The 20,730-nt window shown below is 69.0% G+C and carries 18 protein-coding genes; 8 read left to right on the top strand and 10 right to left on the bottom strand.

Translation table 11 applies throughout. The annotated features are described in order from the left end of the window. Positions 1–65 precede the first annotated feature (65 nt). From OG555_RS34755 to OG555_RS34765, 3 genes are all read left to right on the top strand, one after another. On the top strand, positions 66–491 hold the full coding sequence (locus OG555_RS34755; protein WP_329476959.1) for a hypothetical protein: 426 nt from the start codon (positions 66–68) through the stop codon (positions 489–491). A gap of 423 nt (positions 492–914) precedes the next feature. After that, entirely contained in the window at positions 915–2,153 is a 1,239-nt protein-coding gene (locus OG555_RS34760) for an IS30 family transposase (protein ID WP_329474681.1), read from the top strand. 605 nt (positions 2,154–2,758) lie between these two features. After that, positions 2,759–4,888, top strand: a complete 2,130-nt coding sequence (locus OG555_RS34765) for a RecQ family ATP-dependent DNA helicase (RefSeq protein WP_329476961.1) — start codon at positions 2,759–2,761, stop codon at positions 4,886–4,888. Here OG555_RS34765 and OG555_RS34770 read toward each other — a convergent pair whose 3' ends face one another. Further along, positions 4,889–5,680 carry an ArsR/SmtB family transcription factor gene (locus OG555_RS34770; RefSeq protein ID WP_329476963.1) on the bottom strand — a complete coding sequence of 264 codons (792 nt, stop codon included), beginning with the start codon at positions 5,678–5,680 and terminating at the stop codon, positions 4,889–4,891. A 108-nt stretch (positions 5,681–5,788) separates the two neighbouring features. Here OG555_RS34770 and OG555_RS34775 point away from each other — a divergent pair, with 108 nt between their 5' ends. From OG555_RS34775 to OG555_RS34785, 3 genes are read left to right on the top strand one after another with little or no spacing between them, the layout of a single operon-like run. Continuing rightward, a complete protein-coding gene (locus OG555_RS34775) occupies positions 5,789–6,580 on the top strand; it encodes a GNAT family N-acetyltransferase (protein ID WP_329476965.1) in 792 nt (263 codons plus the stop codon). A gap of 12 nt (positions 6,581–6,592) precedes the next feature. Further along, positions 6,593–7,339, top strand: coding sequence for an SDR family oxidoreductase (locus tag OG555_RS34780; RefSeq protein WP_329476967.1), 747 nt, complete (start codon positions 6,593–6,595; stop codon positions 7,337–7,339). 18 nt (positions 7,340–7,357) lie between these two features. Further along, the gene (locus OG555_RS34785; protein WP_329476969.1) at positions 7,358–8,098 is read left to right on the top strand and encodes a TioE family transcriptional regulator; all 741 of its coding nucleotides are present in this window, start codon (positions 7,358–7,360) and stop codon (positions 8,096–8,098) included. Here the strand turns inward: OG555_RS34785 and OG555_RS34790 are convergent. Then, the gene (locus OG555_RS34790; protein ID WP_329476971.1) at positions 8,043–9,605 is read right to left on the bottom strand and encodes an adenylate/guanylate cyclase domain-containing protein; all 1,563 of its coding nucleotides are present in this window, start codon (positions 9,603–9,605) and stop codon (positions 8,043–8,045) included. The two genes, OG555_RS34785 and OG555_RS34790, sit on opposite strands and share 56 nt — an antisense overlap. Positions 9,606–9,759: 154 nt before the next feature. On the opposite strand from OG555_RS34790, the gene OG555_RS34795 reads away from it, so the two are divergent. Continuing rightward, positions 9,760–11,526 (top strand): M1 family metallopeptidase, encoded by a 1,767-nt coding sequence (locus OG555_RS34795; protein WP_329476974.1) that lies wholly within the window; start codon positions 9,760–9,762, stop codon positions 11,524–11,526. 7 nt (positions 11,527–11,533) lie between these two features. Here the strand turns inward: OG555_RS34795 and OG555_RS34800 are convergent, their stop codons facing one another. Both OG555_RS34800 and OG555_RS34805 read right to left on the bottom strand, forming a co-directional pair. Then, positions 11,534–12,052 (bottom strand): GNAT family N-acetyltransferase, encoded by a 519-nt coding sequence (locus tag OG555_RS34800; RefSeq protein ID WP_329476975.1) that lies wholly within the window; start codon positions 12,050–12,052, stop codon positions 11,534–11,536. After that, positions 12,004–12,387: a GNAT family N-acetyltransferase gene (locus OG555_RS34805; RefSeq protein WP_329476977.1), complete on the bottom strand. Its 384-nt coding sequence runs from the start codon at positions 12,385–12,387 to the stop codon at positions 12,004–12,006. Before OG555_RS34805 ends, OG555_RS34800 begins: the two co-directional genes overlap by 49 nt. Positions 12,388–12,478: 91 nt before the next feature. On the opposite strand from OG555_RS34805, the gene OG555_RS34810 reads away from it, so the two are divergent. Next, positions 12,479–13,156, top strand: coding sequence for a GntR family transcriptional regulator (locus OG555_RS34810; RefSeq protein WP_329476980.1), 678 nt, complete (start codon positions 12,479–12,481; stop codon positions 13,154–13,156). Here OG555_RS34810 and OG555_RS34815 read toward each other — a convergent pair. The 6 genes from OG555_RS34815 to OG555_RS34840 form a co-directional block, all read right to left on the bottom strand. After that, positions 13,138–14,895, bottom strand: a complete 1,758-nt coding sequence (locus OG555_RS34815; RefSeq protein WP_329476982.1) for a gamma-glutamyltransferase family protein — start codon at positions 14,893–14,895, stop codon at positions 13,138–13,140. The two genes, OG555_RS34810 and OG555_RS34815, sit on opposite strands and share 19 nt — an antisense overlap. Continuing rightward, the gene (locus OG555_RS34820; protein ID WP_329476984.1) at positions 14,892–15,881 is read right to left on the bottom strand and encodes an ABC transporter ATP-binding protein; all 990 of its coding nucleotides are present in this window, start codon (positions 15,879–15,881) and stop codon (positions 14,892–14,894) included. The genes OG555_RS34815 and OG555_RS34820 overlap by 4 nt, the downstream gene beginning before the upstream one ends. Before the next feature lie 121 nt (positions 15,882–16,002). After that, a complete protein-coding gene (locus OG555_RS34825; protein ID WP_329476986.1) occupies positions 16,003–16,995 on the bottom strand; it encodes an ABC transporter ATP-binding protein in 993 nt (330 codons plus the stop codon). Further along, positions 16,992–17,873, bottom strand: a complete 882-nt coding sequence (locus OG555_RS34830) for an ABC transporter permease (protein ID WP_329476988.1) — start codon at positions 17,871–17,873, stop codon at positions 16,992–16,994. The genes OG555_RS34825 and OG555_RS34830 overlap by 4 nt, the downstream gene beginning before the upstream one ends. Next, the gene (locus OG555_RS34835) at positions 17,873–18,826 is read right to left on the bottom strand and encodes an ABC transporter permease (protein ID WP_329476990.1); all 954 of its coding nucleotides are present in this window, start codon (positions 18,824–18,826) and stop codon (positions 17,873–17,875) included. Before OG555_RS34835 ends, OG555_RS34830 begins: the two co-directional genes overlap by 1 nt. A gap of 64 nt (positions 18,827–18,890) precedes the next feature. Beyond that, positions 18,891–20,582: an ABC transporter substrate-binding protein gene (locus OG555_RS34840; protein WP_329476991.1), complete on the bottom strand. Its 1,692-nt coding sequence runs from the start codon at positions 20,580–20,582 to the stop codon at positions 18,891–18,893. Positions 20,583–20,730 lie beyond the last annotated feature (148 nt).

Raw genomic sequence — 20,730 nt, forward strand, 5'->3', positions numbered from 1 at the left:
CGTCGCGGGCCGCGACAGGCAATAACGTGTCCCAACCCGCCAGTACGTGTCCCAGGCCCCGGCAGTTGGTCAGCGGCTGGCCCAACCCCATCCCAGCGGACCACCACCCCCGCCGGCTGCACGACAGCCCGGCGCCACGCGCCTCCGCCGACCCGGTCCGCCGACCCGCTCCGCCGACCCGCTCCGCCGCCCTGGTCCGCCGACCTGGTCCGCCGCCCTGGTCCGCCGACCTGGTCCGACGCGGACTGGGGGTCCGGGATCGGCCACTTTGTGCACCAGATCCGTACGGCGCCGGCCTCGGCGTACGGATCTGGTGCACAAAGACGATCCTCGCCGTCGAACGGCTCGAACGGGCGCCGCACCGAGTGGTGCTGTCGAGTTGCAGCTCGGCGCTCGGCGGACCAAGTGGTGCCGACGAGTTGCTCGGTCTGGTCAGTGCGTTGGTCGTCCACAGCTCCGATCCACCCCGGGCCGAGGACGGCGCGGGGTAACGGACTGGATGGCACGGACCCGGCCACGGCACGGAGGTTGGCCGGGTCCGTGGCGCGGATCTGTGTCACTCACCACGCAGACACCGCCCTGGCCGATCACGCTCAGACCTGCGCCGGTGATGACCCGACGGTGAGGTTGGTGAGTGCCTCAGGTCCGCACCAGCAACGATCCCGCCAGACCGACACCGACACCGACACCGACACCGACACCGCAAGGACCGCTCACCCACGGAAACGACACAAGAGCCGCAATTCCTTGTCCCAACCCCCGGTGCTTCCGGCCCCACCCCACCGGTTCCGGTCCCCGCCCGGTGCTGTGTGTCGGCGCGGACCTGTCCCGAGCGTCCCCTTTGGTGGGTTGACGTCCGAGATGGTGGGCGGACTCCAGTGGTCGAAGCAACGACTACTGGAAGGTGTTGTTTGATGCCGAAGGCGTATCCGTATGAGGTGCGTGAGCGGTTCTTCGCGCTGGTGTGTGGTGGGGAGTCGTTGCAGGCGGCTGCGGTGGGGGCCGGCGTGTCGTGGGAGGCGGGGAGGTTGTGGTGGCGAGCATCGGGGCTTGTGGAGCCATCGATGCGGCGGGGTAGGGCTGGTGGATTGGTAGGCAGTGCGCCGGCCTCGTTCCCGGGTGCGGCGGCCGGTGAGCGGCCGCGGCGCCGGCGGGCGTTGAGCAGTGAGGACCGGGCGGTGATCGCGGTGTTGCTGCGGCAGGGGTTGTCGTATGCCGGGATCGGGGAGGCGATCGGGCGGGACAGGTCGGTGATCTGGCGGGAGGTGGCCCGCAATCGTGGCCCGGACGGGTTGTACTGGGCGCCGGTGGCTCACCGTGGCGCGCATGAGCGGCGGCGACGGCCCAAGGAGTTCAAGCTGGCCGCCGATCCGGGGCTGTGCGCCCGGATCACCGACTGGATGGACGCCGGCTGGTCCCCGGGCCTGATCGCGACGGTTCTGCGCCGCGATCACCCCGGCGCCAGCGCCGAGGAGAAGATGGCTCGTGTGTCGCACGAAACCATCTACCAGGCGTTGTATGTGCAGACCCGTGGCCAGTTGCGCCAGGACCTGCACCGGCAGCTGAGCCTGCGCCGCTCGGCGCGCAAGCCCCGCGGCGGCCGGCGCCAGTCCACAGGCCCGTACCGGGAGGCGTTCCGGATCAGCCAGCGCCCCGCCGAGGCCGCCGACCGTGCCGTGCCCGGGCACTGGGAAGGCGATCTGATCATCGGCGCCGCCAACACATCCGCGGTCGGCACCCTGGTCGAGCGCAGCACCCGGTTCACCATCTTGTTGCACCTGCCCGGACAGCACGACGCCGACAGCGTCGCCGAGGCCATGATCGCCCAGATGCGGACCCTGCCCGACCACCTGCGCCGCTCGCTGACCTGGGACCGCGGCACCGAACTAGCCGCCTACCGGCGCATCCAGCTCGACCTCGACATGCCGGTCTACTTCTGCGACCCCCACTCCCCTTGGCAACGCGGCACCAACGAAAACACCAACCGGCTCCTGCGGTTCTGGCTCACCAAGGGCAGCGAGCTGTCCATCCACACCGCCGCCGACCTCGACCGGATCGCCGCCACCCTCAACCAACGCCCCCGCCCTACACTCAACCTGAAAACCCCAGCCCAAGCGCTGGCCGAACTGCTCGCCAACCCGGCAGCAGCATGAACCGTTGCTTCGAACACTGGACTCCGCCGTGGGTTGGCGCCCCGGAATCCCGTACGCCAACCCACCACATGGGACGTCGGCCCACCAGATGCGCAAGCTGGGGTCGCCGACCACTCGGGGCGAGTTGCCGAACGCCGGACAAGCAACGTGACGGCTGGTCCGGCGAACCTGTCCCCTGGGCCTTGAGCGGCCGGGTGTCGGTCTGCCCGGTGCTCTCACCGATGACCTACCGCAACCGGCCAGCCACCACACAACCGGCTGGCGGGCAGCAGCACAGCCCGGCACGCCGCTGTCCCGAGCAGCGACGCCTTCCTCGACGGCCCACACAACTCACCACGCCACCGCGTGCACCAGTTCAAGGCCCGTCACATCACCCACACATCAAGCAGAAGAGCCAGCCGGATATCCCCTCGGGTTGCGGGTTCTCTGTTGGTACACCAGGGGAGAACCCTCCAATCGTGGGGATATCCGTCCCACGTGCGGGCGGGGGGCACAGGCCCGTCGCGGTCGCCGTCGCCGCGGCCGGCGGGTCCAGGGAGGCGGGTTTTCCACAGGTCGACGGTTGGAGCCAGCGGAGTGTAGGTGGAGGCGTCTAGGGTCTTGGCATGGCTGAGACCAACGCGACGCTGACTCTGACCGACGAGCGCGCCAAGATCGCCGGCGGTGTGATCCAGGCGATCGCGGGGGAGAGCGCGCGGCTGCGGGCGGATCAGGAGACCGCGGTCGCGGCCCTCTGCGAGCCGGCCGCGCGAGTGCTCGTAGTGCAGGCGACCGGTTGGGGCAAGTCGGCGGTGTACTGGGCGGCGACCGCGATCAGACGGGCCGAGGGCGCCGGTCCGACACTGGTCGTATCGCCGTTGCTGTCGTTGATGCGCGATCAGGTCGCGGCCGCGAGCCGGGCCGGTCTGCGCGCCGCCACGTTGAACTCGAACAACATCGACGAGTGGTCCAGTATCGAGAACGATCTGCGCTCCGGGGCGATCGACGTCCTGCTGGTCTCACCGGAGCGGCTGGCCAACCCCGGCTTCGGGCGGCGCGTGCTCGACGGGCTGGCCGGGCAGATCGGGCTGTTGGTGATCGACGAGGCACACGCGGTGTCCGACTGGGGCCACGACTTCCGGCCGGACTATCGGCGGGTCTCCGACGTACTGCAGCAGCTGAACCCGAAGACTCCGGTCCTCGCGACCACCGCGACGGCGAACGCCCGGGTGACCGAGGACGTCGCGCATCAGCTGGGCGAGTCGACGCTCGTACTGCGGGGTCCGTTGGCGCGATCGAGTCTGCAACTGGCGGTGGTCGATGCGTTGTCGCCGCTGGATCGGTTCGCGTGGGTGGTCGAATATCTGCCGAAGCTGCCGGGCTCGGGCATCGTCTACACGCTGACGGTCGCCGACGCGCAGCGGCTGGCCGCGGTGATTCAGGAGGTCCACGGTCGCGACGTACCGGTTGCGGCGTACACGGGTGGGTTGGAGGCGGGAGAGCGCGAGAGCCTCGAGGACGCGCTGCGCGCCAATCAGTTGAAGGCCCTGATCGCTACGTCGGCATTGGGGATGGGATACGACAAGCCCGATCTTGGGTTCGTCGTGCACGTCGGGTCGCCGCCGTCGCCAGTCTCGTATTACCAGCAGGTCGGTCGTGCGGGGCGGGGGATCGATCATGCGGTGGTGGCGTTGCTGCCGTCCGATGCGGATGCCGGTGTGTGGGACTACTTCGCGACGGCGACGATTCCGATCCCGGAGAACGTGCAGCGTCTGCTGCGCGGCTTGGACGGATACGGGCCGGATCAGCCGGCGACCGTTCCGGCGCTCGAGGCCGAGACGGGACTGCGTCGTACTCGCGTTGAGCTGATGCTGAAGCAGTTGGCGGTGGACGGGGTCGTCGACCGGGTCGAGCGGGGCTGGGTGCGGACCGGGGCGGAGTGGACGTTCGACGCCGCCCACTACGACGGGATCGTTGCCGTCCGGCGGCGAGAGGCGGACATCATGCGTGCGTACACGCGTGGTGATCGTTGCCTGATGCAACTTCTGCAGGAGTCACTGGACGATCCGTCGGCCGAGGCGTGCGGGCGGTGTTCGGTGTGCCTGGGGGAGTTGCCCGATCCGCTGGGGGAGCGGCCGGAGGCGGAGACCGTGGCGACGATCACGCGGTTGCTGCGCGGCGAGGTGCACGTCCTGGAGCCGCGGAAGATGTGGCCAGGTGGCGCGTTCGGTGCGAAGGGCCGCATCCCCGCGGAGCTGGGCGCCGAGCCGGGCCGGAGCCTGATCTATGCCGACGCTCCCGAATGGCGCGAGGTCGTCCGCGCCACCTTCACCGACGCCGAACCGCCCGCCGAAGCACTCGAAGCGCTGAAGGCCGGTGCCGTCGCGGCCCTGTCCCGCTGGCGCGGCTCGTGGTCAAGTCGCCCGGAGGTGGTCGTCGCGCTACCCGCCGCAGGCCACCGTCAGCTGACTGTCGCGATCGCTGAGCACGTTGCCGCCGTCGGTCGCCTGGACCAGGCAGAGCTGACGGTCGACCGCAGCGGGTTCACCGACGACCTGTCATCCGCAGAGGAGGCCAAGGTCTGGCGCGACGGCCTCCAGGTCGACGGCACCACCGCCCAAGCCGTCACCGCTCGCACCGTCCTCCTGCTCGTCGACGCCACCTCATCCCAATGGCCGATCACCGTGGCCACCGCCAAACTCCGCGAGGCGGGCGCCGCCGCAGTCCTCCCGCTCCTCATCCACAAACGTCCGTAATCAGCCGGCTACCAGTTCAGGGCTGGTCTCGGCGAACGACTTCAGGTCGGAGATCAGGCGGGTCCAGCCGTCCTCGATCATGGCGCGGATGGCGCTGCCTGGTTCGAAGCCGGTGTGGATGACGGTCAGTTTGACCTGGTCGTCGACCGGCTCGAGCTCGAAGGTGGCCTTCGAGAGTGGTTCGTGGCTGGTCTTCTGGTAGAGGTCGTCGTCCATCTCGACCGCCTTCGCGAACTCCGGCGTGATGTGGTGCCAGGTGAAGGACAGCCGCGTGTACGGGTCGTGCTCGAGCACAACCTGTCCCGGGCCGGCCATCGCGACGTCGCCCAGGTGCCACACCATCTCCGAGCCGACCTTCCAGTCGGTCTCGTGCTGGACGTGCCAGTACTGCTCGGTGAACTTCGGGTCGGTCAGCGCCTGCCACAGCCGCTCCGGCGTGGTCTTGATGTACGTGGTGTAGACGAAGTCGTTGTCGCTCATGGTTTCGGCCTCCAAAGCCGTTTTGAGATCGGCGAACAGCTCGACCCGCCGGCGGTCGTACCGGTTGATCCAGCGGTCCGCGATGGCGTTGATCGGCTCGGCGTTGAGGTGGTGCAGCTTCTCCCGGCCGCGCCACACGGTGGTGACGAGGTTCGCGGCCTCCAGTACGGCGAGATGCTTGCTCACCGACTGCCGGGCCATCTCCAGGCCGACACAGAGCTCCCGCAGTGTCTGCCCGTTGCGCGCGTTCAGCATGTCGAGCAGTTGCCGGCGGTTCGGGTCGGCCAGGGCGCGGAACACCTCGTCGTCCATCACGCTCCGATCAGGTCATGCAGCCGGTTGGCTGCATAAAGACAATAGGCAGCCCGGCGGCTGCATGTCAATCCGGAATGAGATTGACGAGGGCAGGAGGATGGCCCTGTGGAGATCACGAGCCTCGGTTATCGGACCGACCTGTTGCTGCTGGAGCTGAGCGGAAGCGTCTTCCACGACGCCGGCGAGTACGTCGTGGTGCGGACGCCGGACAACCCGGGCTTCTGGTGGGGGAACTTCTTGCTCTACCGCACCCCGTTCGCGCCCGGTGACACGAAGACGCGCCTGGACTCCTTCCACCAGGAGTTCCCGGCCGCGAAACATGTTGCCCTGGGCATCGACAGCGTGGACGGCCAGATCGGCGCCGAGGACGAGCTGACCGCGGCCGGCTTCACGGTCGAGCGGAGCGTGGTGATGACCGCGAGCGAGGTCGTCCCACCAGGCCGGCCCAATGAGGAGTCGACGTACCGCTTGCTGGGCAGCGACGACGACTGGGAGCAGTTGGTTCAGCTGAGCCTGGCGACCGCGGACATGACGGTCGACGAGGGGTACGAGCAGTTCACCCGGCGGAAGCTGGTCGCGAATCGCGGTCTGGTCGAGGCTGGACACGGGAAGTGGTTCGGGGCGTTCGACGGGGGCCGGTTGCAGAGCTCGCTCGGGTTGATGTTCGACGGGAAGGGGCTGGCACGGTTCCAGACCGTGCAGACCGCACCGGAGGATCGCGGCCGCGGGCTGGCGAGCACGCTGGTCCACCGTGCGTCGACGTACGGCCTGACCGACGGTGGGGCGCGGACGCTGGTGATGGTCGCGGACCCGGAGTACCTCGCGATCCGGATCTACCGCGCGCTCGGATTCACCGACTCGGAGACCCAGTTGCAGTTCTCGCTGCCGCCGGCGTGACAGGGTGGGGGCATGACTGACGTACGGCGTGGGGTTGTCCTGGTTACCGGTGGGAGTCGAGGGATCGGCGCGGCGTCGGCGATCGCGCTCGCGGCGGACGGATGGGACGTCGGCGTCAACTACCGGACCCGCGAGGACGAGGCCGCGCGTGTGGTGAAGGCGTGCGAAGGGCTCGGCCGGCGGGCGATCGCCGTCCAGGCCGATGTGGTCGAGGCCGACCAGATCGAGCGGCTCTTCGACACCGTCACCGCCGAGCTCGGGCCGATCGGTGCCGTGATCAACAATGCCGGCATCGTGTCCCCGCGCGGCCGGGTCGCCGAGTACGACGCCGAGCGACTCGACCGCGTGTTCCGGATCAACTCCGTCAGCGCGTTCCTGGTCGCAGGTGCCGCAGTACGTCGGATGTCCACGGCGTACGGCGGTTCCGGCGGAGTGATCGTCAACGTCTCGTCGCGGGCAGCCGTGCTCGGGTCAGCCGGCGAGTACGTCGACTACGCCGCGAGCAAGGCCGCGGTCGACGCGCTCACCACCGGACTGGCCAACGAGGTCGCCAAGGAGGGCGTCCGCGTGCTCGGCGTCCGCCCCGGCCTGATCGAGACCGACATCCACGAACCGGGCCGGCTCGAGCGCATCGGTACGACGCCACCACTGGCCCGTCCCGGGAAGCCGGAAGAGGTTGCCGAGGTGATCGCGTTCCTCGCCTCCGACCGCTCGTCGTACATGACGGGTACCACCATCGACGTCTCCGGCGGGCGCTAGTTCCGAGGGAGAGACGAGATGGGACTACGCCCGGTTGATCTGGCGCGGCGAGCCGGCGTCTCGACGCAGCTCGTCCGGAACTACGAGGCGGCCGGGATCCTGCCGCCGGCACCGCGATCCGATACCGGGTACCGGCAGTACGGGCCGGAACATCTGTCCGCGTTGCTGACCTATCGGGCACTGGCGCCGGGGTTCGGGGCGGAGACCGCAACGGAGATCATGCGCGCCGTGCTCACGGGCGACGAGGCGCTGGCCTACCGGCTCGTCGACGCAGCCCATGCCGCGCTGCATGAGCAACGGCTGGCCACCGATGCCGCGAGTGAGGCGCTCGGTGCGATGGCTGCGGAGTACGTCGAGGAGTCACCGGTGACCGGGCCTTCACTGCTGGTGGGGGAGCTCGCGCATCGGCTGGGCGTCCGCACCTCGGCTCTGCGGGTCTGGGAGGCTGCGGGCTTGCTGGCGCCTACGCGGGAGCCGGGGACGAAGTACCGGCGGTATGGTCCGGAGCAGGTGCGGGACGCGCGGGTCATCCACATGCTGCGCCAAGGGCGGTACTACTTCGAGCAGATCAAGCCGGTGATCGACGGACTGCGGCGTACCGGGAGCACCGAGGCGTTGCGGGAGGCGATCGCGGAACGACGGGGCGCCCACGACCGCCAGACCAAGGCGATGCTGCACGGCGCGGCCCTGCTGCACGAGCTGATCACCGAGGAGCAGGGATCGCCAGCTGGGTCGGCGCGGAGCGGCCGCGGACAGTGACCCGGTCGGTCGGCTGCCAGTGATCGGCCTCCGCAGGCGCCGATTCGTCGACCGCGCTCATCGACGCGATCAGCCGGCCCGGCGTCGACTTGGCCAGCTCGCTCAGGCGAGCCGCCTCGTTCACCGGATCGCCGATCACCGTGTACTCGTGCCGCCGCACGTCGCCGACCGTGCCGGCCACCACGATCCCAGCCGTCACGCCGATCCCGGCCGTTGCCTCCGGCAACTCCTCGGTCAGCCGCCGGGCCAGCTCGCGACCTGCGCTCAGCGCGCTCCCGGCCGCGTCCGGCAGCTCGGCCGGCGCGCCGAAGATCGCCAGCGCGGCATCGCCGGCGAACTTGTTCACGAACCCGCCCTGCCGATCCACCTCGTCGACCACGATCTCGAAGAAGCGGTTCAGCAGGTGGACCACCTCGGTCGGCGGCCGGTCCGCCGCGAGCTCGGTCGACCCGACCAGGTCGACGAAGAGCACCGCGACGAACCGCTCCTCGCCACCGAGCTGGTCACTGGTGAGCGCCTCCTCCACGACGCCAGGACCGACGTACCGCCCGAACAGGTCGCGGATCCGCTCCCGGTCGCGCAGTCCCTCCGCCATCCGGTTGAACCCTGCCTGCAGCGATCCGAGCTCGGTGCCGTCGAAGACCGGGATGCTGACGTCGAGCCGCCCTTCACCGATCAGACTCAAGGCTGTCCGCACCGAGCGAACCGGCGCGACCACCGACCGGGCCGACAGCATCGTCAGCAGCCAGCCGTTGCCGAGCGCCACAATGCCCAGCGCCAGGATCACGACCGAGAGCCGGGTCGAGGAGACGTCCTTCTCGATCAGCGCGAGTACGGCGGCCAGCATCAGCCCGGCCACCGGCACACCGGACCCCACCGCCCAGAAGAACACCGTCCGAGCCTTCAGGCCGGCCGCGAGCAGCCGGCGCGGCGGCGGTGAGTCGACCAGCGCCCGGGCCGCGACCGGCCGGAGCGCGAACTCGGTCAGCAGGTACGAGACCGCGCAGGTGATGATCATGCCGTCGAAGACGGTGACCGCGATCCGCAGGGCGTTCTCCGGCTGGAGCACGAGCGTCATCACGGTGAAGATCACCCCGGCCACCAGCCAGAGCAGAACCTCGATCAGCGTGAGTCGCAGCGGCAGCTGAAGGGTCGCGATCTGCTCGGCGCGGGTGGCCGGCCGCTCCTCGTCCACCCAGCGGGTCACGCGCCGGGTCAGCCAAGTGCTCCAGATGCAACCGACCGCGATCGCGATCAGGAAGTACGCCGGGATGGCGATCGCCTCGAACAGCTTCAGGTGGTCGAGGAGGGGAGGGCCGGGCAGCACGAACACGGCGAGCACGAAGACGACCAGGGCACCGATCAGGTTGGTCCCGATCGAGAACGTCGTCATCAGCGCCTGCAGCCGGAAGCGCAGCAGCTGCGTGCTTTGGTCGGCGGGCCCCAGCAGCCATGATCCGAACGGCCGCCTCTTCAGCGTCAGTTCGGGACTTCCCTGCGACATCATGGTTACAGTCTGCTAGGAGACGTCCTGGTTTTCGCAACCGGCGTCAGGATCAAACCAGGGTTTTGGCACCATGGTGCGGCTGGCTCAGAATGGCCGCCTGATCGGGCTGTGGCGTGGGTACTGTTCCCCGGACACCTGACTCGGGGAGTAATCCGTGACGCACGATCGCCACTCCTACGCCGAACCTGCCCTGGTTCGGACCACCCATCTCGAGCTCGACCTCGAGCTGGACTTCGCTGCGAAGGTCCTGGCCGGCAGCGCCACGCACACGCTGGCCTGGACGGGCACCGGTGACCGGCTCGTTCTCGACACCCGCGACCTGACCGTTGTCGCGGTCGAGGGCGCGACCGGCGACGGCTGGGAAGCGCTGGAGTACAGCCTGGCGGTGCCGGACAAGGAGCTCGGCTCGGCGCTGACCATTCGCACCGCTCAGCATGAGCGCGTGCGGGTCAGCTACCGGACCGCACCGACCGCAACCGGTCTGCAGTGGCTGGAGCCGGCGATGACGGCGGGTGGCGTGATGCCGTTCATGTTCAGCCAGTCGCAGGCGATCCACGCCCGGAGTTGGGTGCCGGTGCAGGACACTCCGAGCGTGCGGTTCAGCTACGCCGCCCACGTCACCGCTCCGCCCGAGCTGATGGTGCTGATGAGCGCCGACAACGGTACGACGTCGCGCCGCACCGGCTCGTACGACGTGGTGATGCCCGAGCCGATCCCGTCGTACCTGCTGGCCATCGCCGCGGGCGACCTGGTGTTCGAGCCGATCGGCGAGCGGTCCGGGGTGTGGGCCGAGCCGGAGATGGCGCGGCGGGCGGCGACCGAGTTCGCCGACACCGAAGAGATGATGCGGGTCACCGAGGAACTCTTCGGCCCGTACCGCTGGGGTCGCTACGACCTGCTCGTGCTGCCGCCGTCCTTCCCGTACGGCGGGATGGAGAACCCACGGATGACGTTCGCGACGCCGACCGTGGTGATCGGGGACAAGTCTCTGGTCAGCGTGGTCGCGCACGAACTCGCGCACAGCTGGTCGGGCAACCTGGTCACCCAGGACAGCTGGGACGACATCTGGCTGAACGAGGGCTTCACGTCGTACGTCGAGAACCGGATCGTCGAGGCGGTCTACGGCGCCGAGTTCGCGGAGATGGAGACGGCGATCAAGCAGCACGCCACGGTCGTGAAGCTGGACCCGCTGACCCCGGCCGAGCTGGCCGTTGAGCTGCCAGGATTGAACCACCACTCGGAGTACCACGGGACGACGTCGACCGGGCCCCTCAAGGGCTCGTGGTTCCTGTCGTGGCTGGAGGAGCGGTTCTCGCGCGAGGTGTTTGACCCGTTCCTGCGCGGGTACTTCGACCGGTACGCGTTCCGCAGCATCAACAGCGACGACTTCGTCGCGCATCTGCAGGAGCACCTGCTCGAACCGCACCCGGGGGTCGTGACTGAGGCCGAGATCTCGGCGTGGCTGAACGAGCCGGGGATCCCGTCGTTTGCCCGCCGGGCGGTGTCGGAGCGCTTCCAGGCAGTCGACGAGGCCCGGGACCGGTGGCTGACGACAGGCGAGCTCCCGGCCGGAGCGGAGCGGTGGACCACGCAGGAGTGGCTGCGGTTCCTCGACGCGGCCCCCGACGTACTCAGCCCGCTGCTCTTGCAGCAGCTCGATCGCGCGTTCGGCCTGACCGGCACGGCGAACGGCGAGATCGCCCGGCGGTGGTACCAGATCGTTGCCGCCAGCAGCTACGAGGCGTCGTACGCCGAACTGGCCGAATTCCTCACCAAGGTCGGCCGGATGAAGCTGGTCCTCCCCGTCTACCAGGCCCTGGCCGGCACCGATCGAGCCTTCGCCGCCGAAGTCTTCGCCAAGGCCCGCCCCGGCTACCACCCGATCACAACAGCCGCAGTCCAAAAGATCCTCGGCCAGTAGCCGACTGTTACAAGTCCAGGGTGCGGCGGTGGACGGCTCCCGTGGGTTTGTAGCCGAGGTGGGTGTTGGTGCGGCGCATCGGGGTGTTCGTGTCGACGGTGTCGGTGAGGAGGGCGTCGAGGTCGGGGAAGTGGATGCGGGTCTGGAGGATCTGCTCAGCCTTCATCCACAGAGCCAGGCCGTGGCCTCGGTGTGCGGGGAGTACGGCGGTGCCGTAGTGCTGGGCGTCGCCCTTGCCGTCACCCGGTACGACGAGTTCGGTGAAGCCGGCGATCGCGCCGGTGGCGTCGTCCACGGCCGCCACAGTGGTCAGCTGGTCACCGCGTTCCTCGATGACCCGAGCGGCGTACCGCGTCCGCTCGACGTCCCACGGATCCTCGCCGTACGCGATGTCCCCGGAAGGCGCGTCGTTCATCCCGGTCCGCGCCTCCGTGAACGTCTGCGCCAACTCGTCCGGTACGACGCCTCGCCATGAGATCAGGTGATAGCCCGGAACATCCGGTACGGCGGGAGTCGCATCGTCCAACCGGAGACGCGCGTCAGGCCGATCGCGAAGCCGTGGTGCTGGAGGAAATGATCGGCGGGGGAGCCGGCGGTCGCGTCCGCGAGCAGCGTGTGGGCCTCGTGGTCCTGGGCGGCGTTGACGACCGCTTCGAGCAGCCGGGAGCCGACACCGCGGCGGCGTTCGGCCGGGTGGACGTTGAGCTGCAGCTCGGCCAGGTGGGCTTGGCTCTCGCGGCTGTTGAGCCGGAGGAACGCGGACCCGATCGGGTTGCCGTCGGCGTCCGCGGCGAGCCAGGCGATCCGGCGGCTGCACGGCCGGTAGTCGGGATCCGTCAGTGGAGTCAGTCTGATGCTCAAGCCGACAAGATAACCCCGCGCCGGGATCACGTGCCGACGCCTGATCGATCGGCTAGCGTGGCGCGAAGCGAAGCGGGGAGAGGAGCCTGGGGTGGAGCAGCCGAGTGGGGGCCAGGTGCGCACGATCGGTGCCGACCATGTCGCTTTACGCGAGCAGGTACTCGCGGAATTGCGCCGGCGGATCGTCGACGGTGATTACGCGCAGGGCGAGCGGTTGACCGAGACCCGGCTCGCGGACGACTTCGGGGTGTCGCGCAATCCGGTGCGCGAGGCGTTGCGTGTGGTGGAGGCCGAAGGCTTCGTCCAGATCCTGCCCCGTCGCGGTGCGGTGGTGGCGACGCTCGACGACACCGCGGTTCGCGACCTGTTCGCCGTACGCGAGCAGCTGGAGACTCTCGCCGCCGGACTCGCGGCCGAGCGGGCGACGGCGAACGACATGGCCCACTTGCGCCGTCTGCTCGATCAGGCGAGCTCGGCGACCGATGCGAAGGACTTCGACCTGGTCGCCGAGCTGAACAGCGCGTTCCATCGCGGGGTGATCGAGGTCAGCGGCAACCGCTGGCTGCTCTCGATCTCCGCCGCGATGTATCACCACGTGCACTGGGTCTTCCGCGTCGGCGCCGCCCAGCGCGCACCGCACTCGTGGGAGGAACACATCCACCTGGTCGAGGCGATCGAAGCCCGCGACCCGGCGGCCGCGACCACAGCGGCGCGCGAACACGTGGAAGCCGCCGCCAAGGCCGCGCTGACTCAGCGTCCGACCGCGTAGCCCTGCATCCCGCGCGGGTTGGCCGCGGCCGCCAGCACACCGTCAGGTTCCTTGCGTACGGCGCACAACCGGCCGAGGCTCCACGCATCGGTCTCGGTGACGGCGTGCCCGCGTCGTACCAGCTCATCGCGTACGGCGGTGCCGAGTCGGCTCTCCATCACCAGACCACCCGGCTCGGTCGCGCGCGGGTAGAACGACGACGGGAAGCCTGTCGTGTGCCAAGCAGGCGCGTCGATCGCCTCCTGCAGATCCATCCCCTGCCCGAGATGACGCAGCAGGAAGAGCAGCTGCCACTGGTCCTGCTGGTCGCCACCGGGTGAGCCACAGGCCATCACCGGCCGGCCGTCGCGCAGGACCAACGTCGGCGTGAGGGTGGTGCGCGGACGCCTGCCAGGCGCGAGCGAGGCCGGCAGTCCATCCTCGAGCCAGAACATCTGCGCCCGGCTCCCGAGGCAGAAGCCGAGCTCCGGGATCGTCGGCGACGACTGCAACCAGCCGCCACTCGGCGTCGCGGAGATGATGTTGCCCCACCGGTCGATCACGTCGACATGACAGGTGTCGCCACGCGTCTCACCGACGGACGAAACGGTCGGCTCTCCCGTCGTCGCGTCGCCCTGATCGTTGCCGACGGCAATCGAAGGCAGGACGGGCTGACGGCCGTCCGGGCGACCGGGCCGGAGCTCCAGGCTCGCGTCCGGACCGATCAGCTTCGCGCGCTCGGCGGCGTATGCGGGGGAGAGCAGCGTCTTCAGCGGCACGTCGGCGTCGTCGCCGTACCAGGCCTCGCGGTCCGCGTACGACAGCTTCATCACCTCGACCGTCGTGTGCACACCCTCGGCACTGTCCAGGTCGACGTCGCCCAGCTCGGCCAGTACGGCGAGCGACTGCAGCAGACCTGGTCCCTGGCCCCACGGCCCGGTCTTGGCGACGGTGTAGCCGTTCCAGTCGAGCGTGGCCGGCTCCTCCCAGCTCGCCTGGAAGGCAGCCATGTCGTCGCCGGTAATCAGGCCGCCGTGGTCCGCACCACTGGAGTCGCGATGCGGCAGCCGGGAGAACGCGTCGACCGCCTCCGCGACGAACCCTTCCCGCCAGGTCTTCCGGGCCTGCTCGATCTGCGCCTGCCGGTCCGCGCCGGCCGCCTCGCCCTCGGTCACGAGCTTCTCGAGGGTTGCGGCGTACGCCTCGTTGCGGAACATGCCGGTCGGCGGGCGCCCGTCCTTCAGCCACAGCGCGGCTGACGTCGGCCAGTGCTCCTCGAACAGGTCCTGCACAGTGTTGACCGTGTCACCGACCCGCGGCACCAGTGGGTGACCGTTGCGCGCATAGTCGACAGCAGGCTCCAGTACGACGCGCAACGGCAGCGTGCCGTGATCACGCAGCAGGAGCAGCCATGCGTCGACAGCGCCGGGCACTGTGGCCGCGAGCGGTCCGGAACCGGGCACAAGCGTCAGACCGAGTGACCGATAGTGCTCGATCGTCGCACCGGCCGGAGCGACGCCCTGGCCGCTCAGCACCCGCGGCGTCGGGTCGTCAGCGGTCGCGATGATCGCTGGCACCTCACCACCGGGTCCGTTGAGGTGCGGCTCGACCACGTGCAGCACGAACCCGGCGGCGGCGCCTGCGTCGAACGCGTTGCCGCCGAGCTCGAGGATCCGCATCGCCGACTGCGACGCCAGCCAGTGCGTGGACGAGACCATCCCGAACGTGCCGCGCAAGGTGGGCCGGGTGGTGAACCTCATCGAGTAACTCCTTCTTCGACTCTGCGTACGTCTGGTCCGGTGCCGTCGTCGTTCACGAGGTGACAAGCCACCTGGTGTCCACCTTCTCCGATTACCCGCGACTCCGGCACGACTGTCCGGCATGTGTCGATCGCGACCGGGCATCTGGTGTGGAAGCGGCACCCGGACGGCGGATCGATCGCGGAGGGCAGGTCGTCACCGAGCAGGACCGGCTTGCGCGCCCGCTGCTCGGTCGGGTCGGGTACGGGCGCCGCCGACAGGAGTGCCTGGGTATAGGGGTGAGCAGGCGCGCCGAAGATGCGGGATCGTGGGCCTTGCTCGACCAACTGGCCCAGATACATCACTGCGACCTCGTCGGCGAGGTACTCGACGGCGGAGAGGTCGTGGGTGATGAACAGGCACGCGAAGCCCAGGTCGCGTTGGAGGTCCGCGAGCAGATTGAGCACTGCTGCCTGGACTGAGACGTCCAGTGCGCTCGTCGGCTCGTCCGCGACGAGTAGCCGCGGCTCTGAGATCAGTGCACGGGCGATGCTGACTCGCTGGCGCTGACCGCCGGACAACTCGTGTGGTGAGCGCTGTGCAACCTCAGGCCGGAGTCCGACGCGGCGTAGTGCCTCTGCGACCTTGGCCGGGATGTCTTTGCGGCGCATGAGCCGGAGTGGTTCGCCGACGATGTCTCCGACCGACAGCCGCGGGTCGAGCGAGCCGGCCGGGTCCTGGAACACGATGGATACGTCTCGCCGGTGCGGTCGGAGTTGTCTGCGGTTGAGGTGGGTGATGTCGGCATCTGCGAGTCTGACGGTCCCACCGCTCGGTTCGAGCAGTCTGACGATGCACCGGCCGACCGTCGACTTTCCGGAGCCGCTCTCACCGACCAGTGCGACGACAGACCCTTGACGGATCCGCAGCGTCACACCGTCGACCGCCCGAACCGGCCCGAAATGCATGACCAGATCTTCGACTTCTAAGGCGAGTACGTCGGTCATGGGGCCTCCCGGCCTGGACTGAGGAGCGCAGGGAGCGAAGCGACTGGAGCGACGAGGGAAGGCCGGGAACCAAGGCCCCATGACACTGCCGGCGCCGAAGGCCCGGCCAAAAGCACAGTCATCAGACCTCCACTGGTTCTCTGACTGGATTCCAGCACGCGACCCGGTGCGGACCACCGGTCAGTTCTGGCTGGGACGTCGTACAGGTGTCGAGTGCCCGCGGGCAGCGGTCGGCGAAGGTGCAGGCGTCGGGCTGCTCCTCGAGCACGGGCACGAGGCCTGGGATCTCGTTGAGGCGATGCGTCTCGGCATGGCGGCCGGCGGCGGGTGATGCGCCGAGGAGGCCGGTTGTGTACGGGTGCTGCGGATTCGCGAACAGGTCGTGCACCTCGGCTGTCTCGACGACGCGTCCGGCGTACATGACAGCCACCCGGTCGGCGAGGTCCGCGACCACGCCGAGGTCGTGGGTGATCAGGACGATGCTGGTGCCGAGTCGTTCGCGGAGTCCACGCAGTACGTCGAGGATGCCGGCCTGGATCGTGACGTCGAGGGCCGTGGTCGGCTCGTCGGCGATCAGGACCTTGGGATCGCAGGCGACCGCCATCGCGATCATCACGCGCTGGCGCATCCCGCCGGAGAGTTGGTGCGGGTAGTCGCTGACCCGGCGCTCGGCGGACGGGATCCCGACGAGCTTGAGCAGTTCGATCGAGCGATCCCGGGCGGCCTGGCGGCTGACGCCGACGTGGGTGCGGAGGACTTCGCCGATCTGGTGGCCGACGGTGAAGACCGGGTTCAGCGAGGTCATCGGCTCCTGGAAGATGTACGCCACCTCGCGGCCGCGGATCGACCGGAGCGTGCGTTTGCCGGCGCCGATCAGTTCGACGCCGTCGAGCTTGACCGAGCCGTCGACGGTCGCGGTCCGGGGGAGCAGGCCGGCCAGGCTCATCGCGGTGACGCTCTTGCCGCAGCCGGACTCGCCGACCACGGCGAGCACTTCACCGTCACCGACCTCCAGGCTGACCCGGTCGACGGCTGACAGCAGGCCGTCCTCGGTCCGGAAGGTGACGGACAGATTGCTGACTTCGAGGACATGCCCATTCGTCGATACAGTCATCGGCGGCTCGCTTTCGGGTCGAGCGCGTCACGGAGGCTGTCGCCGACGATGTTGAACGCCAGCGTCAGCAGCATGATCGCGAGGCCGGGCATCACCGCGGCCCACGGCGCCCGCGACGCGAATTGCTGCGCGTCGGACAGCATCGTGCCCAGGCTCGGCGCCGGCGGCTGGATGCCGAGCCCGAGGAACGACAGCACCGCTTCGCCGAGGATCGCCGCCGGCAGCGCGACGGTCGCCTGGACGATGATCACCGAGGCCGCGTTCGGCAGGATGTGCCGGCCGAGCACCCACGGATCGCCGGCGCCCTCGACGATCGCGGCCGCGACGAAGTCGAGCGACTTCAGCCGCAGCGTCTCGGACCGGACGATCCGGATCACGCCCGGGATCTGGGCGATACCGATCGCGATCGCCGCGTTGCCGAGACTCGCGCCGCGGATCGCCGCCAGCCCGACCGCCAGGATCAGGAACGGGAACGCGAGGACGAGGTCGGTGAACCGCGAGATCAGCGCGTCGATCCTACGGAAGTAACCGGCCATCAGACCCAGCGGTACGCCGATCACGAGTGAGGTGGCGACCGCGAGCAGCGCGACGTGCAGGGACGCTCGGAGCCCGAACATGATCCGGGAGAGCACATCGCGGCCGAGGTCGTCGGTGCCGAGAAGGTAGCCGGCCGTCCCGGGTGGCGCGAAGGCATTGTCGAGATGGGTCTGGGTCGGCTCGTGCGGTGCGAGCCAGGGGGCGAACACGGCGAGGATGATCGCGATGCAGAGGACGACGAGTCCGGTGATCGCGAGCGGATTGCGGAGCATCCGGCGTACGACTTTGCTGCGGTTGCTGCGCAGTGCCGGGCTGGTGGTGAGGGTTTCGGCGACGGCCATCACGCATCACCCCGAACGCGGATCCGCGGGTCGATCACCGAGTAGAGCAGGTCGACCAGCAGATTGATGACGATGTACGCCGTCGCCGTGACGAGGACGACGGCCTGGATGACCGGATAGTCGCGCTGGAAGACGGCGTCGACGGTGAGCTTGCCGAAGCCGGGGAGCGCGAAGATCCGCTCTGTGACGACGGCGCCGGAGATGAGCGCGCCGAGCTGGAGGCCGACGATCGTGACGACGACGATCAGGCTGTTGCGGAGGGCATGACGGCCGATCACCGCGCGGGGCGCGAGCCCCTTCGCTTCGGCCGTACGGATGTAGTCGGCGCTCAGCGCGTCGAGCATCGACGATCGGGTCTGGCGCATGATCACCGCGGCCAGGCCGGTGCCGAGGATCAGCGCGGGCAGGATCAGGTGGTGCAGATTGTCGACCGGGTTGCTGAAGAACGGTACGAAGCCGGACGCCGGAAAGAGGCCCAAGGCAACGGACAGGTAGAGGATCGCCATCAGCCCGAGCCAGAAGTTGGGCACCGACAGGCCGAGCAGCGCGAGCGCGTTGGCCGCCCATTCGGCCGGGCCGCCCCGGCGTACGGCGGCCACCACGCCGGCGCCGACGCCGATCACACTCGCCACCAGGATGGCCAGCACCGAGAGCTCGATCGTCACCGGCAACGCGCTCACGATCATCGTCCGGACCGGCTCGCCGGTCCGGATCGACTGCCCCAGATCGCCCCGGACCGCATGGCTGACGAACTGCCAGAACTGCACCAGCTCCGACTTGTCCAGCCCGTACTGCTGCCGGATCGCCCGCAGCGACTCCGGATCCCGGTCCTCACCGGCGAGCGCGAGCGCCGGGTCACCCGGCAGCGCGCGGACGCCGGTGAACACGACGATCGTTGCCAGGATCAACGTCACGACCGACTGCCACAACCGGTTGAGCAGATACCGTCGCACGAACCCCACCTCCTCTCGCTCGTCGTCATCCGCCCGCCGAAGGCGGGCGAACCGGAGGAAGCGCTCACTTCGCGAAGCCTGCGAAGGCTGTCCGGATCACGCCGTCCGGGTAGACCTGGATGCCGAGGAGTTTCTTGCTGACGCCGGTGAGGTTGCGCTGGCGGTACATGTAGATCAGCGGGTCGGCCTGCTGCAGCTTCGTGACGACGTCGCCGTACAGCTTGATCCGTTGTGCCTTGTCGGTGTTCTGACGGGCGTCGGTGAGGAGCTTGTCGACCTCGGGGCTGCTGTAGCCGGCCACGTTCTGGCTGCCGGTGGTGCCGACGAAGTTGTAGGTGTTCGCGTCGGGGTCGACCCGCCCGGACCACCCGAGCTGCAGGAGCTCGAAGTCACCGCGGTCCTGCTGGTCGAGCAACGCGGCGTACTCGACCGGCTTGATCACCAGGTCGAATCCACCCTCCTTCACCATCGCCTGCAGCGCCTGCGCGAGCCGCAGGCTGTCGGGGTTGTTCGAGGTGATCATCGTGACCTTGTACGGCGTCGTCACGCCGGCATCCGCGAGCAGTTGCTTCGCCTTCGCGGTGTCATGGGCCGGGCAGACCTGCGCGGCGTCGGAGGTGAACTCGCTCTTCGGCGAGATCGGCGAGCACGCGACCGTGCTCAGGCCGTTGAAGATCGACTTCACCAGGGCCGCGCGGTCGATCGACAGGTCGAGTGCCTGGCGGACCCGTGGGTCCTTCGCGATCGGGGTGTCGAGCTGCTTGAGCGGGTTGCCGATGCCGTTCGCGTTCGCGATGTTGATGGTCAGGCCCTGGTACCCGAGCGACTGCGACTGCAGCACGGTCATGCTGCTGTCCTTCTGCAGCGACGGCGCGTCCTGCGTCGACAGCGAGTCCGCGACCTGCGCGTCACCGGACTTCAGGTTGGCCGAGCGGATACTGGAGTCGGTGATGATCCGGTACTCGATCGCGTCCAGGTGCACCTTGGCGGCGTCGTAGTACAGCGGATCCTTCACCACCTTGATGGAGTTCTGCGCGACCCGGCTGGCGAACTTGAACGGGCCGACGCAGACCGGCGCGGTGGAGAAGTTCGCGCCGAGCTTGGCGACCGCGGCCGGGCTGAGCACCATGCCGGCCCGGTCGGCCAGCGCGGCGGTGAGCGGGGCGAACGGCTTCGACAGCTTGATCACCACGGTGTTCGGGTCCGGGGTCTCGACCGAGGTGATCGGGCCGAGCTCGCTCTTCCGGCCGGAACCGGCCAGCGTCAGACCGCGGTTGATCGAGATCTTCACCGCGTTCGAGTCGAGCGTGCCGCCGTCAGCGAACTTCACGCCCTGCTTCAGCGGGATGGTCAGGCTCAGACCGTCCGCCGAGACCGTCGGCAGCGCGGTCGCCAGTTGCGGCACGATCTTCGCGTCCGGGCCGAGGTCGTAGAGCTTCTCGCACATGGTGTGGAAGACATACCGCGAGTACAGGCTGCGCGACAGCGTCGGGTCGAGCTTGTCCGGGTCGGCGGACAGCGCGACCGTGAGCGTGCCGCCCTGCTTCACCTGGGCCGCGTCGGCCGGGTCGCCGAACACGTCCTGCCCGGTCGGCGACTGGCTCGCGCCACTCGTGTCGTTGCCGGCGGGTTCGACAGGGGAGCAGGCGGTCCCGGTGAGCGCCAGCGCGATCACCCCCGCCACGGCTCCGGCCACCGCACGGCGGCGGTTGCTCCAGCTGGAGCGGTTCAGTGCGAACGGAAGTCGACGAGTCATGGCGGAACTCCTGGGTAGGCGGTCTCGACGACTGTTTCATGTATACAAGGCACATGCGCAAGTGATTCGGCGAGTTTGACTGAACCTTTTACGAGTTCCCGCCGTACAGCTTGCCGAACGTTCAACGCCGACCGCCGCCCGGGCCGCC

Source organism: Kribbella sp. NBC_01484, from assembly GCF_036227145.1.
Classification (GTDB): domain Bacteria; phylum Actinomycetota; class Actinomycetes; order Propionibacteriales; family Kribbellaceae; genus Kribbella.

Coding starts and splice junctions, on each gene's coding strand:
- OG555_RS34760 (WP_329474681.1), top strand. CDS start 915: ATGCCGAAGGCGTATCCGTATGAGGTGCGTGAGCGGTTCTTCGCGCTG.
- OG555_RS34765 (WP_329476961.1), top strand. CDS start 2,759: ATGGCTGAGACCAACGCGACGCTGACTCTGACCGACGAGCGCGCCAAG.
- OG555_RS34770 (WP_329476963.1), bottom strand. CDS start 5,680: ATGGACGACGAGGTGTTCCGCGCCCTGGCCGACCCGAACCGCCGGCAA.
- OG555_RS34780 (WP_329476967.1), top strand. CDS start 6,593: ATGACTGACGTACGGCGTGGGGTTGTCCTGGTTACCGGTGGGAGTCGA.
- OG555_RS34785 (WP_329476969.1), top strand. CDS start 7,358: ATGGGACTACGCCCGGTTGATCTGGCGCGGCGAGCCGGCGTCTCGACG.
- OG555_RS34790 (WP_329476971.1), bottom strand. CDS start 9,605: ATGATGTCGCAGGGAAGTCCCGAACTGACGCTGAAGAGGCGGCCGTTC.
- OG555_RS34815 (WP_329476982.1), bottom strand. CDS start 14,895: ATGAGGTTCACCACCCGGCCCACCTTGCGCGGCACGTTCGGGATGGTC.
- OG555_RS34820 (WP_329476984.1), bottom strand. CDS start 15,881: ATGACCGACGTACTCGCCTTAGAAGTCGAAGATCTGGTCATGCATTTC.
- OG555_RS34825 (WP_329476986.1), bottom strand. CDS start 16,995: ATGACTGTATCGACGAATGGGCATGTCCTCGAAGTCAGCAATCTGTCC.
- OG555_RS34830 (WP_329476988.1), bottom strand. CDS start 17,873: ATGGCCGTCGCCGAAACCCTCACCACCAGCCCGGCACTGCGCAGCAAC.
- OG555_RS34840 (WP_329476991.1), bottom strand. CDS start 20,582: ATGACTCGTCGACTTCCGTTCGCACTGAACCGCTCCAGCTGGAGCAAC.